11 protein-coding genes are annotated in these 13573 nt (G+C 74.5%); 9 read left to right on the top strand and 2 right to left on the bottom strand.

Annotation, left to right across the window (positions count from 1 at the left end):
- Positions 1-431 precede the first annotated feature (431 nt).
- The 4 genes from HYE82_RS25690 to dnaG all read left to right on the top strand — a co-directional run bounded on the left by HYE82_RS25690 (position 432) and on the right by dnaG (position 5905).
- A complete protein-coding gene (locus tag HYE82_RS25690) occupies positions 432-1151 on the top strand; it encodes a sirohydrochlorin chelatase (RefSeq protein WP_179176527.1) in 720 nt (239 codons plus the stop codon).
- A 56-nt stretch (positions 1152-1207) separates the two neighbouring features.
- Complete coding sequence (locus tag HYE82_RS25685) at positions 1208-2584, top strand: deoxyguanosinetriphosphate triphosphohydrolase (RefSeq protein ID WP_179176526.1); 1377 nt, start codon at positions 1208-1210, stop codon at positions 2582-2584.
- Between the two features lie 93 nt (positions 2585-2677).
- Entirely contained in the window at positions 2678-3952 is a 1275-nt protein-coding gene (locus HYE82_RS25680; protein ID WP_179176525.1) for an FAD-dependent oxidoreductase, read from the top strand.
- Positions 3953-3985: 33 nt separating this feature from the next.
- Positions 3986-5905, top strand: a complete 1920-nt coding sequence (gene dnaG, locus HYE82_RS25675) for a DNA primase (RefSeq protein ID WP_179176524.1) — start codon at positions 3986-3988, stop codon at positions 5903-5905.
- A 158-nt stretch (positions 5906-6063) separates the two neighbouring features.
- On the opposite strand, the gene HYE82_RS25670 is transcribed toward dnaG, so the two are convergent.
- Positions 6064-6483: a gamma-glutamylcyclotransferase family protein gene (locus tag HYE82_RS25670; RefSeq protein WP_179176523.1), complete on the bottom strand. Its 420-nt coding sequence runs from the start codon at positions 6481-6483 to the stop codon at positions 6064-6066.
- A gap of 317 nt (positions 6484-6800) precedes the next feature.
- Here HYE82_RS25670 and HYE82_RS25665 point away from each other — a divergent pair, with 317 nt between their 5' ends.
- The 5 genes from HYE82_RS25665 to nirD all read left to right on the top strand — a co-directional run bounded on the left by HYE82_RS25665 (position 6801) and on the right by nirD (position 12597).
- On the top strand, positions 6801-7367 hold the full coding sequence (locus HYE82_RS25665; RefSeq protein WP_256987669.1) for a hypothetical protein: 567 nt from the start codon (positions 6801-6803) through the stop codon (positions 7365-7367).
- 151 nt (positions 7368-7518) lie between these two features.
- Positions 7519-8148 carry a class F sortase gene (locus HYE82_RS25660; RefSeq protein ID WP_179176522.1) on the top strand — a complete coding sequence of 210 codons (630 nt, stop codon included), beginning with the start codon at positions 7519-7521 and terminating at the stop codon, positions 8146-8148.
- Positions 8149-8303: 155 nt separating this feature from the next.
- Positions 8304-9704 carry an NAD(P)/FAD-dependent oxidoreductase gene (locus HYE82_RS25655; protein ID WP_179176521.1) on the top strand — a complete coding sequence of 467 codons (1401 nt, stop codon included), beginning with the start codon at positions 8304-8306 and terminating at the stop codon, positions 9702-9704.
- A 2-nt stretch (positions 9705-9706) separates the two neighbouring features.
- Positions 9707-12256: a nitrite reductase large subunit NirB gene (gene nirB / locus HYE82_RS25650; RefSeq protein WP_179176520.1), complete on the top strand. Its 2550-nt coding sequence runs from the start codon at positions 9707-9709 to the stop codon at positions 12254-12256.
- Positions 12253-12597, top strand: a complete 345-nt coding sequence (gene nirD, locus HYE82_RS25645; protein ID WP_179176519.1) for a nitrite reductase small subunit NirD — start codon at positions 12253-12255, stop codon at positions 12595-12597. The genes nirB and nirD overlap by 4 nt, the downstream gene beginning before the upstream one ends.
- Here nirD and HYE82_RS25640 read toward each other — a convergent pair.
- A partial coding sequence (locus tag HYE82_RS25640; RefSeq protein WP_256987668.1) for an endonuclease/exonuclease/phosphatase family protein occupies positions 12491-13573 on the bottom strand: 1083 nt, incomplete at its 5' end. The two genes, nirD and HYE82_RS25640, sit on opposite strands and share 107 nt — an antisense overlap.

Below are 13573 nucleotides of genomic sequence, written 5' to 3'. Positions count from 1 at the left end.
CGGTCCCGCACCCCCGCCGTCCCCGTCCCCGTCCTCGTCCTCGTCCCCGTCCTCGTCTTCTCCGTGATCCCGGTGATCCCGGTGACCCTCGTGGTCTTCATGTCCGATCCCCCCGCTGCCCTGCGCCCTCCGCACACCGTTCGCACACATTGACGATCAATCGCGCGGCCCGAGTTCCCTCCTCCCTCTCTTTCACCCGTACGAACGACCGAGTGAGCACCCTGCAAACACCCGTCATCCGGGCGCAACGCCCCTGCAACCTGCACCCCGCAGGATCGGTTCATGACGGAGCCGGTGCACCCTCCCGAGTCCCCTTCCCTCCCGCTTCCCGCCGCCACGGCCGCTGAGCTGCTGACCCGGATCACCGCCCAACTCGGCACGCAGCTGCGCGGACTGCGCCCGCCGGGGGCCCGGTCCCACGGAGTCCACGCATGCAGCCCACCCTCGTCGCCGTCGCCCACGGCAGTCGCGACCCGCGCGCCCTCCCCGCCGTTCAGGCCCTGCTCGAACGCATCCGCGAACTCCGCCCCCGCCTCGACGTCCGGCTCGGCCACATCGAGCTGAACCGACCGCTGCTCGCCGACACCCTGCGGCGCACCCCCGGCCCGGCCGTGCTCGTCCCCCTGCTCCTCGGCCGCGGGTACCACGTCAAGCGGGATCTCCCCGCGGCCGCTGCCCGGCACGCCGACGCCCGCGTCGCCGCACCGCTCGGCCCGCACCCGCTGCTGGTCGAGGCCCTCTGCGAGCGCCTCCTGGAGGCCGGCTGGAGCCCGGACACCCACACCGCCGTCGTGCTCGCCGCCGCCGGCTCGCGCGACCCCGACGCGGAGGACGACACCCGGCGCACCGCCGCCCTGCTCTCCGAGCGCCTCGGCGGGACGGCCGTCGTCCCGGCCTACGCCTCCGCCGCGGCGCCCGCCGTGCCCGACGCGGTCCGGGCCCTGGGCGCCCGCGGCCACCGCCGGGTCGCCGTGGCCTCGTACTTCACCGCCCCCGGCCGCTTCGCCGCACAGTGCGCCGCGGCTGCGACCGGCCCGGCGGCCGCCCCGCTCGGCGACCACCCGGCGCTGGCCCGCCTCGTCCTGCGGCGCTACGAGCAGGCGCTGGCCGCCCCGCGGGCCGGGACCCCGCTGGAACTCGCCACCGCCTGAGGAGCGCGCGGGTCCGGATTCCTCGGATTGTCGGTGTCTGCGGTTACCGTCGGACCATGGAAGGCATGGCAGGCACCGCACCCGTCCGTCCCCACGAGCCCGCCGGCGCCGCAGGCTCCGCAGGCTCCGGAGCCGCCGGCTCCGGTGGCCCCTACTCCCCTGCCGACACCGAGCGCTGGGCCCCCGAGCCCGACAAACGCCCCGGCCGGACGGCCTTCCAGCGCGACCGCGCCCGTGTGCTGCACTCGGCCGCGCTGCGCCGCCTGGCCGGGAAGACCCAGGTCGTCACTCCGGGCAGCCGCTCGTACGACTGGGACGCCAGCCCCCGTACCCGGCTGACGCACTCGCTGGAATGCGCCCAGGTCGGCCGCGAGCTCGGCGCGGCCCTCGGCTGCGACCCCGACCTGGTCGAAGCGGCCTGCCTCTCGCACGACATGGGCCACCCTCCCTTCGGACACAACGGCGAGGAGGCACTGAACGAGTTCGCCAAGGACTGCGGCGGCTTCGAGGGCAACGCCCAGTCGCTGCGCCTGCTGACCCGCCTGGAGCCGAAGCGGTTCACGGCCGACCCGGCGACCGGCGCGCCCGTCAGCGTCGGCCTCAACCTCACCCGCGCCTGCCTGGACGCCGCCACCAAGTACCCGTGGGCCCGCGGCGGCCACCCCACCGACCCCGGCTCGGTCAAGTTCGGCGCGTACGAGGACGACCTGCCCGTCTTCGCATGGCTGCGGCGCGGCGCGCCCGCCGGCCGCAAGTGCTTCGAGGCGCAGGTCATGGACTGGTCGGATGACGTCGCCTACTCCGTCCACGACTTCGAGGACGGCCTGCACGCCGGGCACATCGACCCCAACCTCCTGTTCGCCGAGCCCGAGCGCGCAGCGATCCAGCAGGTCGCGATCGGCAGGTACGTCCCCGCCGGCACCGACCCGGAGGAACTGCGCGAGGCCCTCGACCGGCTGATGGAGCAGGAGTGGTGGCCGCACGGCTACGACGGCTCGGCCGTCGCCCAGGCCCGCCTGAAGGACGCCACCAGTCAGCTGATCGGCCGGTTCTGCCTGGCCGCGGAGGGCGCCACGCGCGAGGCGTACGGCTCCGGCCGGCTGACCCGGTACGCCGCCGAGCTGGTCGTCCCGCGCGAGACGCGCAACGAGTGCGCGGTCCTCAAATCGGTCGCCGACCTGTACGTGATGCAGCGCGACGAGCAGGAACGTCTCCGCGCCGACCAGCGCATCGTCCTGGCCGAACTCGCCGAGGCGCTGCTCGCCCGCGCGCCCGAGGGCCTGGACCCGCAGTTCCGTGCGGTCTTCGATGCGGCCCCGGACGACAAGGCCCGCAAACGCGCTGTCATCGACCAGATCGCGTGCCTGACGGACGCATCGGCGCGCTCCCTGCATGCCCGGCTCACCCGCCGCACCCGCCGCACCGAAGGGTGATCCGATCGGGCCACTCCCCCTTCACGCGGCAGGCTCGGTGCGGGACGCTCGCATGTGGTCGCAAGTGGCGGTGAGGTTATGAGGAGGCATCAGGTGGTCGACGCACACCGGACGTTCGTCATCGTCGGCGCAGGACTGGCCGGGGCCAAGGCGGCGGAGACGCTGAGGTCCGAGGGGTTCACGGGGCGGGTGATCCTGATCGGAGACGAGCGCGACCACCCGTACGAACGGCCCCCGCTGTCCAAGGGCTACCTCCAGGGAAAGGAGGATCGCGACAGCGTCTTCGTCCACGAGGCGTCCTGGTACGCCCGCGCCGACATCGAGCTGCACCTCGGCCAGCCCGCCGTGCACCTGGACCGGGAGGCGAAGAAGGTCGTCCTCGGTGACGGCACCGCCCTCCACTACGACAAGCTGCTGCTGGCCACGGGGGCCGAGCCGCGCCGTATGAACATCCCGGGCACCGGCCTGGCCGGGGTGCACCACCTGCGCCGGCTCGCGCACGCCGAGCGGCTCCGGGCCGTCCTGGCCGGCCTCGGCCGGGACAACGGGCACCTGCTGATCGCGGGCGCCGGCTGGATCGGCCTGGAGGTCGCCGCCGCGGCCCGCGGGTACGGGGCCGAGGTCACCGTGGTCGAGCCGCTGGCCACCCCGCTGCACGGGGTGCTCGGCCCGGAGATCGGCCGGCTCTTCGCGGACCTGCACGCCGAGCACGGGGTCCGCTTCCACTTCGAGACGCGCCTCACGGAGATCATCGGGCACGACGGCATGGTGCTCGCCGCCCGCACGGACACCGGCGAGGAACTCCCGGCGCACGCGGTGCTCGCCGCGATCGGCGCGGCCCCGCGGACGGCATTGGCCGAGACCTCCGGACTGGCCCTGGTCGACCGGGAGCACGGCGGCGGGATCGCCGTGGACGCCTCGCTGCGCACCTCCGACCCGGACATCTACGCGGTCGGGGACGTGGCCGCCGCCCACCACCCGCTGCTGGGGACCCGGCTGCGCGTCGAGCACTGGGCGAACGCGCTCAACGGCGGACCGGCCGCCGCGCGGTCCATGCTCGGGCAGGAGACCAGCTACGACCGGGTTCCGTACTTCTTCTCGGACCAGTACGACGTGGGCCTGGAGTACTCGGGATACGCCCCGGCGGGCGGCTACGACCAGGTCCTGATCCGCGGTGACGCGGCCAAGCGGGAGTTCATCGCCTTCTGGCTGTCGGACGGGCGGGTGCTGGCCGGCATGAACGTGAATGTGTGGGACGTCACGGACGACATCCAGGCCCTGATCAGGTCGCAGGAGCAGGTCGACCGCGAGGCCCTGGCGGACCCGTCGGTTCCGCTGAGCTCGCTGGTGGCGGGCCGGGGCGCCTGAGGGTTTTCCCGCGTCCGGCCTTAGACTTCACGGGTGGCAGGACGGATCAACGACGACGACGTGAAGGCGGTACGGGACGCGGTCCCGATCGACGCCGTGGTCTCCGACTACCTGCAGCTGCGCAACGCCGGCGGCGGCAACCTCAAGGGCCTGTGCCCCTTCCACGACGAGAAGTCCCCGTCCTTCCAGGTAAGCCCGAGCAAGGGCCTCTACCACTGCTTCGGCTGCCAGGCGGGCGGGGACACCCTCGACTTCATCATGAAGATCGACCACCTGTCCTTCTCGGAGGCGGTCGAGCGGCTGGCCGCCCAGGCGGGCATCACCCTGCGCTACGAGGAGGGCGGCTACACCGCGGGCACCAGCGGCCGCGGCGAGCGGATCCGGCTGGTCGAGGCGCACAAGGCCGCCGCCCGGTTCTACATCGACCAGCTGAACGGCCCCGAGGCGGAGATCGCCCGCAGGTTCCTGGCCGAGCGGGGTTTCGACCAGGCCGCGGCCGCGTACTTCAGCGTCGGCTACAGCCCGGCAGGCTGGGACCACCTGACCCGCTTCCTGCGGGGCAAGGGCTTCACCGACCGGGAACTGATCACCTCGGGCCTGTCCCAGGACAGCCGCAGCGGCAAGCCCATCGACCGCTTCCGAGGCCGGCTCATGTGGCCGATCCGCGACATCAGCGGCGAGGTGGTCGGCTTCGGCGCGCGCAAGCTGCGCGAGGACGACAACGGCCCGAAGTACCTGAACACGCCCGAGACGGCGATCTACAAGAAGTCCCAGGTTCTCTACGGCATCGACCTGGCGAAGAAGGAGATCGCGCGGACCTCGCGGGCAGTCGTCGTCGAGGGCTACACCGACGTGATGGCCTGCCATCTGGCCGGGGTCACCACGGCGATCGCGACCTGCGGCACCGCCTTCGGCGGCGAGCACGTCAAGATCCTGCGCCGGCTGCTGATGGACAACGCCACCGCCGAAGTGATCTTCACCTTCGACGGTGACGCCGCCGGGCAGAAGGCCGCGCTGCGCGCCTTCGAGGACGACCAGAAGTTCGCCGCCGAGACGTCGATCGCCATCACCCCGGGTGGCATGGACCCCTGCGACCTGCGACTGGCCCAGGGCGACGAGGCCGTGTCCACCCTGGTGGAGTCGCGTACTCCGCTGTTCGAGTTCGCGCTGCGGCACATCGTGGCCCGGCACAACCTGGAGAACCCGGCGGGCCGGGCGGCCGCGCTCGACGAGGCCGCTCCGGTCGTCGCCGGCATCAAGAACATCGCGATCCAGCACGAGTCGGCGGTCCAGCTGGCGGGCATGCTCGGCATCCGCGACGAGCAGTTCGTGGTCAAGCGGGTCGCGCAGCTGGCCCGCTGGGCGCGCGAGCGCGGCGGCAGGCCCGGCCCCGGGGACAGGGACCGGCCGCCGGCCGCCGCTCCGGGCCGCTCGTACGAGGCCCTGCCGGCGCCCGCCGCGCCCGCGGGCGGTCCCGCGCTCAACCTGCGCAACCCGGTCCACGTGACGGAGCGCGAACTGCTCAAGCTGGCCCTGCAGCGGCCCGAGCTGGTCTCCCCGGCGTTCGACGCGTACGGGGTGGACGAGTTCACCGCCCCGCCGTACGCGGCGGTCCGCCAGGCCATCCTGGACGCGGGCGGCGTCTCGCCCGGCGGCAGCGACTACCTGGCCCGGGTCCGCGACGCGGCGCCGAACGACACCGTGCGCGCACTGGTCACCGAGCTGGCGGTGGAGGCCATCCGCTCCCGGACGGTCGACGAGGGCTACGCCGGGGTCCAGCTGGTCCAGGTCCGGCTGCGCGCGGTCGACCGCCGGGTCCACGAGATCACCGGCACCATGGCCCGGCTGGGGTCGCAGGCGCCGCCGGAGCAGCTGGCGGCGGTCCAGGAGGAGCTGTGGGTCCTCCAGCAGTACGGGCAGCGGCTGCGCAACCGCGGCGCCGAAGGGCTGTAGCCCCCGCGGCCCGGATCTGATCGGAGCAGCGGTCGGCAGCAGCCAGAGCGGTCCCCAGAGCGATCGGCAGCGGTCGGAGGGGGCGGCAGCGGTCGGAGGGGCGGAGCGCTCGGCGCGGTCGACGGCGGCCACCGGGGCGGCAGGGGGCCGATGCCGGGCTACCGGCGGCCGAGCCAGTCGCCGCCGGGTATCTCCCTGCCCGACTCGCGCAGCCTGCGGGCCAGCGGCGGGGCCGCCAGGTAGACCCACGCGGCGGTGCTGGTGCCGTCGGAGCGGACGGCGTCGCACCGGACCCGGTCGTACAGGTTCACCGGCAGTCCGGGGCCGTGGTACTCCTCCAGCCGGTCCAGTTCGGCCAGCAGCGGCCCGTACGCGCCCGGCGCCGCGGTGATCAGCTCGCCCACGACCTCCGAACCCGTCCGCCGGACGGCGTACGGGTAGCCGGGGCCGTCGTACAGGAGCGCGCCGGGGAGCCGGGCGGGCTCCTCGGCCGAGGTGCGGCCGCGCAGGAACTGGGCGTGGTTGACCTCGCCGGGCCGCAGGGTCCCGTACACGAAGAAGGGCAGCTCGGCGGTCACCGGCCGCCACCTCCGCCGGTCGCTGGTGTCACCGTGCCCTCCCTCTCCCGGTCCTGGACCCTGTCCCGGGCCTCCCCGGGCCCTCCACCGTACGCACCGCTGCGGCACGGTCTGCGACCCGGCCCCTGGTGCGGTGCCGCGCCCGGTCACCCGGGCGGGCCGAATCACCCGAACGGCTGAATCCACCGCCGTGACCTGCAGGAACACCGGCCGCACCCCTCCGCCTGACATGGCATCAGCAGGTGGGGGGCGCCGGGAGGGGTTACCACGGGAACACGACCTCGTGTCTCCACGACCCCGTGTCTCCAGGAGCCGCAATGCGCCGTCGCACCGCCCATCTGCTCACCGTCACCGCGCTGACCGCCGCCGCCTTCGCCGGCCCGGCCGCCGGTGCGGTCGCGGGTGGGGCCGCGGGCCGGGCCGCCGCCGCGGACCCGGGCAGGACCGGCTCCGCCCCCGGCGACTTCGCCGTGCTGGAGGTGTGGCCCACGTCGGCCGCCCCCGGGGCCACGGTCACCGCGAACACCACGGCCTGCGGAGCGGGCGGGCGCGCCGACGGCGACGCCAGCATGGTCGGCGGCGGCCGCTTCCGGCTGCTGCCGGGCACCCACAAGGAGGTGGCCGTCGGGCAGTTCCGGGTCGCCCGCGACACCCGCCCTGGCACGTACAGCATCGGCGCGACCTGCGCCGACGGAAAGTACGCCACCGGGGACCTGGTCGTCACCGCACGCGGCCCGCAGGGCCCCGTGCGCACCGGGGTGGGCGGTGGGACGACCACCACCGCGAGCCCCGTCCGGATCACGGCGGGAGCGGCAGTACTGGCCGCGGCCGCCGTCGGCGGTACCTGGCTCCTGCGTCGCCGGGCGAGCGGCACGCGGAGCTGACGGGCGCCCACCGCGGCCACGGCCGCGGTCCGACCGGTACCGCCCCCCGTCGCCCGCCCCGCGAGGTCCCCCCGTTCGCGGGGCCGGGCGACGGCCTGTCACACGCAGAGCACGCCGTACACGGCGGCGCAGTACACCAAGGGGGCACCGCATGGGCGCCAGCCAGGCCGGCCGCGGCGGGCTCGTCGCGCTCACCGCCTGCATCGGCATCTGGCTCGTCGGCACCGGCTCCGGCGAGCCGGTCGGGCCCCCGCTGCCCTCCCCCGCCGAGGCCCTGAGCGGCACCGGGCACGCCCGCTATCCGGACAGCATCGACCCGCTCCCCACCGGATCCCCGCCGACCCGGATCCGGATCCCGTCCATCCGGGTGGACGCCCCCCTGACCGGGCTCGGCCTGGCCCGCGACGGAAGCCTCGACGTGCCCCCGCCGGCCCGCCGCGACCTGGCGGGCTGGTACCGGGACGGCACCGCCCCGGGAGCGGTGGGCACGGCCCTCGTCGTCGGCCACGTCGACCACGCCTCCGGGCCGGCGGTCTTCTTCCGGCTGGGCGCGCTGCGCCGCGGGGCGGCGATCGAGGTGCGGCGCGCGGACGGACGCACGGCGTTGTTCACCGTGCACGCGGTCGAGGTGTACGACGCGCGGCGCTTCCCGGACACGCGCGTGTACGGGCCGTCGCCGCGCGCCGAGCTCCGGGTGATCACCTGCGGCGGCAGCTTCTCGCCGAGGACCGGATACCGGGGCAACGTGGTCGTCTTCGCCCACCTGACGGGGACGCACTGACAGTCCGGAGCCGGCACCGGGACCGGGACCGGGGCCGGGGCCGGAGCGGGGACCGGGCGGCCTCACCGGCCCCCGGCCGCCGCGCTGAGGTGGGCGTTCCGTTCGGGTAACAAGCGCGATGCCGAGGGGAAACAGCCTCCCCGCACGCTCGTGCCATGACCTCGGAGCAGCAGCGTGTGGTGGTGATCGGCGGCGGCCTCGCGGGCCTCAGGCTCGCGCAGCGGCTGGGTGCGGGCCCGGCCGTGCGGGTCACCGTCCTCGGCGAGGAGTCGCACGTCCCGTACAACCGGGTGCTGCTCGCCGAGATCCTCGCCGGCCGGTACGCGCCGGAGGTCGCCGCCCTTCCGGATCCCGGCCCGCCGCTGCGGCGGGGGGTGCGGGCGGTCCGGATCGACCGGGCCGCCCGGACGGTGCACTGCGACGACGGCAGCACGGAGCCGTACGACGCCCTGGTCCTGGCCACGGGTTCCAATGCCGTGCTGCCGCCGCTGCGCGGGCTCTTCGAGCCCAAGGGCCTCGCCGGGGCCGCCTCCCCGGGGGACCGGGAACTCCCGGACGGGGTCCACGCGTTCCGGACCATGGACGACTGCCTGGCCCTGTCGGCGGCGGTGGCCGCCGGGCCGGGCGTGCGCGCGGTGGTGATCGGCGGCGGCCTGCTCGGCGTCTCCGCGGCCCGCGCGCTGGCCGAGCGGGGCGCGCAGGTCGTCCTGGCCCAGCAGGGCGAGCGGCTGATGGAGCGCCAGCTCGACGCGGAGGCCTCGGCGCTGCTGCACGCCCATCTGACCGCGCTCGGCATCGAGATCCACACGGAGTGCCGAGTCCGCGGGCTGAGCACCTCCCCGGGCACAGGCACCCGCACGGGGACCGGCACAGGCACCCGCACCCGCACGGGTTTCGGCAAAGGCACCGGCACCAGCCGCCGGGTCACCGGCGTCGAGCTCGCCGACGGCTACCGCCTCGACGCCGACCTCGTCGTCCTGGCCTGCGGCGTCCGCCCGCGCACCGGCCTGGCCCGCGCCGCCGGGCTCACCGTCCGCACCGGCATCGTGGTGGACGACCGGCTGCGGACCGACGACCCGCGCATCCATGCCATCGGCGACTGCGCCGAGCACGCCGGCCGTGTGTACGGCCTGGCCGGCGCCGCGCTGGAGCAGGCCGACTTCCTCGCCGCCCTGCTGACCGCCGCCCACCCGGCCGCCGCCCACCCGGCCGGCGCTCTCCCGGCCGGCGCTCCGACCGGCGGCGAAGCCGCCGCCCCGGCGCCCGGCTACACCGGAACCCGCGCCCTGACCCGCCTGACCCTCGCGGCCGGCGGCACCGGCCCGCTCGACCTCGCCGCCTTCGGCGAGACCACCCCGCTCCCCGGCGACGACGTGGTCCGCCTCTCGGACGCCACCCGCCGGACCTACCGGAAGGTCGTCGTCCGCGGCGACCGCCTCGTCGGCGGTGTCCTCCTCGGCGAACTCTCCAGCGTCGGCGCCCTCGCCCGCAGCTGGGAGGACGAGGAAGTCCTGACCGACCTGTTCCACCTGCTCACCGACGACGGAGGCTCCTGATCATGGCCGCATCCACGCCCACCCCCGCCATCGTGCTCATCGGCCACGGCATGGTCGGCCAGCACTACCTGGAGGCACTCGCCGAGCGCGGGGCCGCCGCCACGCACCGGATCACCGTGCTGTGCGAGGAGCCCCGGCCCGCCTATGACCGCGTGCACCTCACCTCGTACTTCTCCGGCAGCAGCCCCGAGGACCTCTCCCTCACCCCTGCCGGCTTCATGGAGCAGCACGGGATCGAGCTGCACCTCGGCGACCCCGCCGAGAGCATCGACCGCGAGGCCCGTACGGTCACCTCCCGCTCCGGGCGGGTGTTCCCGTACGACGTCCTCGTCCTGGCGACCGGCAGCTACCCCTTCGTGCCGCCCGTGCCCGGCAAGGACGCCCCCGGCTGCTTCGTGTACCGCACCGTCGAGGACCTCCTCGCCATCGAGGAGTACGCCGCGGCCTGCACCTCCGGGGCCGTCGTCGGCGGCGGCCTGCTCGGTCTTGAGGCCGCCGGCGCCCTCCAGGGGCTCGGCCTCCCGACCCGCATCGTGGAGTTCGCGCCGCGCCTGATGCCCGTACAGGTCGACGAGGGCGGCGGCGCGGCCCTGCTGCGCACCATCGAGCGCATGGGCCTGACCGTCCACACCGGCGTGGGCACCCAGGAGATCCTCACCGGCGAGGACGGCCGCGTCAGCGGAATGCTGCTCTCCGACGGTTCCACCGTCGACACCGGACTCGTCGTCTTCTCCGCCGGCGTCCGTCCCCGAGACCAGCTCGCCCGCGACGCGGGCCTGACGGTCGGCGAGCGCGGCGGCATCGCCGTCGACTCCCGCTGCCGCACCTCCGACCCGCGCGTCTACGCCGTCGGCGAGTGCGCCCTGGCCGCCGACGGCCGGGTGTACGGCCTGGTCGCCCCCGGCTACGAGATGGCAGAGACCGCCGCCGAGGACCTGCTGGGCCGGGAGAAGGAGTTCACCGGGGCGGACCTGTCCACCAAGCTGAAGCTGCTCGGCGTGGACGTGGCCTCCTTCGGCGACGCCCACGGCACCACCGAGGACAGCCTCGACGTCGTCTACTCCGACTCCCGCTCGGGCGTCTACAAGAAGCTGGTGGTCTCCCCCGACGGGGTACTGCTCGGCGGGGTCCTGGTCGGCGACGCCGACGCGTACGGGCTGCTGCGCCCGCTCACCGGCAGCGTCCCGCCCGTCAGCCCGGACCAGCTGGTGCTGCCCGCGGGGCTGTCCCCCGCCGCGCAGCTCGGCCCGTCCTCGCTCCCCGACACGGCGGTCATCTGCTCCTGCCACAACGTCACCAAGAAGGCGATCACCGCCTGCACGACCCTGCCCGAGGTCAAGAAGTGCACCAAGGCGGGCACCGGCTGCGGCGGCTGCGTCAAGGTGATCGAGCAGCTGCTGCCCGCCCCCGCCGACAAGGGACTGTGCGGCTGCTTCCCCTTCACCCGCGCCGAGCTGTACGAGATCGTCCGCACCCGGCGGCTGACCTCGTACCAGCAGCTCCTCGACGGCCACGGCCGGGAGGCGGCCCGCGGCGGCGACGGCTGCGAGGTCTGCAAGCCGGCCGTCGGCTCGATCATCGCCTCGCTCGCCCCCACCCTCGGCGCGAGCGGCTACGTCCTCGACGGGGAGCAGGCCTCCCTGCAGGACACCAACGACCACTTCCTCGCGAACCTCCAGCGCAACGGCTCGTACTCGGTCGTCCCGCGCATCCCCGGCGGTGAGATCACGCCGGACAAGCTCATCGTGATCGGCGAGGTCGCCCGCGACTTCGGCCTCTACACCAAGATCACGGGCGGGCAGCGCATCGACCTCTTCGGGGCGAGCGTGGACCAGCTCCCGCGGATCTGGGCCCGGCTCGTCGACGCCGGCTTCGAGTCCGGGCACGCCTACGGCAAGGCGCTGCGGACCGTGAAGTCCTGCGTGGGGCAGACCTGGTGCCGCTACGGGGTCCAGGACAGCGTGCGGATGGCCATCGAACTGGAGCTGCGCTACCGGGGGCTGCGCGCCCCGCACAAGCTCAAGTCGGCGGTCTCCGGCTGCACCCGCGAGTGCGCGGAGGCGCAGAGCAAGGACTTCGGCGTGATCGCGACCGCGAACGGCTGGAACCTGTACGTCGGCGGGAACGGCGGGGCCGCCCCGCGCCACGCCGACCTCCTCGCCCAGGACCTGTCCGACGCCGAACTGGTCCGGCTCATCGACCGGTTCCTCATGTTCTACATCCGCACCGCGGACCGGCTGGAGCGGACCTCCACCTGGCTGGACCGGCTGGAGGGCGGCCTGGACCACCTGCGGGACGTCGTCGTGCACGACTCCCTCGGGCTGTGCGAGGAGCTGGAGTCGCTGATGGCGGACCACGTCGCGAACTACCGCGACGAATGGGCCGAGACCTTGGAGGACCCGGAACGGCTGCGCCGGTTCGTCTCCTTCGTCAACGCGCCCGGGGCCCCGGACCCGACGGTCCGGTTCGTGCCCGAACGCGACCAGGTCAAGCCCGACCTGGCGATCCTGACCGGCCGGCAGCCGCTGGAAGCCGTGGGAGGCACCCGATGACCGTGGAACTGCAGGTGGACGAGGGCTGGCTGACGGTGTGCGAGCTGTCCGACATGATCCCGGGGCGGGGGGTGGCGGTGCTGCTGCCCGACGGGAGCCAGGCCGCGGTGTTCCTCGGCCGCTCGGGATGGACGTACGCCATCGACAACCGGGACCCCTTCACGGGCGCGGCGGTCCTGTCGCGGGGGCTGGTGGGCTGCGTGGAGGGCAAGCCCTTCGTGGCCTCGCCGCTGCTCAAGCAGCGCTTCGACCTGGCGACGGGCCGCTGCCTGGACGAGGAGGAGGTATCGGTCCGGACGTACCCCGTGCGGACCGCCGTGACCTCGGCCGCGGTGGCCTAGGCCCCGGGGACGGCAGGCCGCGCGGCAGGAGGGCGGAGGAGCCGTCGAGGGGGCCGCAGCCGACCGACCGGGCGGCGGCGCCGCGCAGCATCCGGTGGTCGGAGACCGAGGGGTCGAGCGGCAGGGCGTCGCCCCGGGGGGACGTGAAGTGGCAGGCGGAGAAGAAGATGTAGTCGATCTTCTTCTCGTTCCAGGTGGGCTCGCCGGAGCGGCAGAGCGGATCCGTCCCCGCCGTGCAGGCGGCGGGGTCGAAGAAGTCGCTGTCCGTCTCGTCCGCCTCGACGAAGACGCCCCGCCCGCTCTCCCCGGCCGACGGGGCGTAGAAGGGCGTGAGAGTGGGGGTGCGGGGCGAGTGGTTGAAGTCCCCGCCGAGCACCACGGGAAGGCCCTGGGCTGTCCAGGCCTCGGCCCGGGAGGCCAGCTCCTCCGCCTCCGGAACGGCGAGCGTGCCGTCGTCCCAGTACAGGTGGACGGAGCAGGCCCAGCTGGTCCGGCCCTGGAGCAGGGTCCGCACGCACGGCACCGTGATGGGCTCGGTCTCCCCGCCGACGGTGAGGTCCAGTTCCGCGCTGTCCGTGACGGGCCCCTTCACCAGGACCGCGTTGCCGTAGTCGGCCCCGCCGCAGACGGACGCCCTGCCCGCGAGGGTGGCGCCGTAGGAGCCGTGGAATCCGAGCGGGGCGAGGCGGCGCAGGATCTCGTCGTACTGGGGACGGCAGACCTCCTGGAGGAAGACCTGGTCGGCGTTCCAGGTGGCGGCAGCGGCCTGGGTGACGACGCTGTCGATCCGCCGCTCGTTGTCGTACGGGTCGGCGCCGCACATGTTGCCGCAGATGTTGTGGCTGACGAAGCGGAGGGCGGGGGCCGAGTCGGGGGTGACCGTGTCGGCGCGGGCGGGTCCTGCGAAGGCCGCCGCCCCGGCGAGCGCGAGGGCAAGGGCCAGGGCCGGCGCGAGGACGGGCGCAAGGGCGGGGAC

Origin of the sequence: Streptomyces sp. BR123 (genome assembly GCF_013401435.1) — a bacterium.
Classification (GTDB): domain Bacteria; phylum Actinomycetota; class Actinomycetes; order Streptomycetales; family Streptomycetaceae; genus Streptomyces.
The sequence above is the reverse complement of the archived record's forward strand: the minus strand, read 5'-3'. Positions and strand labels throughout refer to the sequence as shown.

Excerpts from the sequence above, each read along its gene's own strand:
- HYE82_RS25690 (WP_179176527.1), top strand. The coding sequence starts at position 432 with ATGCAGCCCACCCTCGTCGCCGTCGCCCACGGCAGTCGCGACCCGCGC.
- HYE82_RS25685 (WP_179176526.1), top strand. The coding sequence starts at position 1,208 with ATGGAAGGCATGGCAGGCACCGCACCCGTCCGTCCCCACGAGCCCGCC.
- HYE82_RS25665 (WP_256987669.1), top strand. The coding sequence starts at position 6,801 with ATGCGCCGTCGCACCGCCCATCTGCTCACCGTCACCGCGCTGACCGCC.
- HYE82_RS25660 (WP_179176522.1), top strand. The coding sequence starts at position 7,519 with ATGGGCGCCAGCCAGGCCGGCCGCGGCGGGCTCGTCGCGCTCACCGCC.
- HYE82_RS25655 (WP_179176521.1), top strand. The coding sequence starts at position 8,304 with ATGACCTCGGAGCAGCAGCGTGTGGTGGTGATCGGCGGCGGCCTCGCG.
- nirB (WP_179176520.1), top strand. The coding sequence starts at position 9,707 with ATGGCCGCATCCACGCCCACCCCCGCCATCGTGCTCATCGGCCACGGC.
- nirD (WP_179176519.1), top strand. The coding sequence starts at position 12,253 with ATGACCGTGGAACTGCAGGTGGACGAGGGCTGGCTGACGGTGTGCGAG.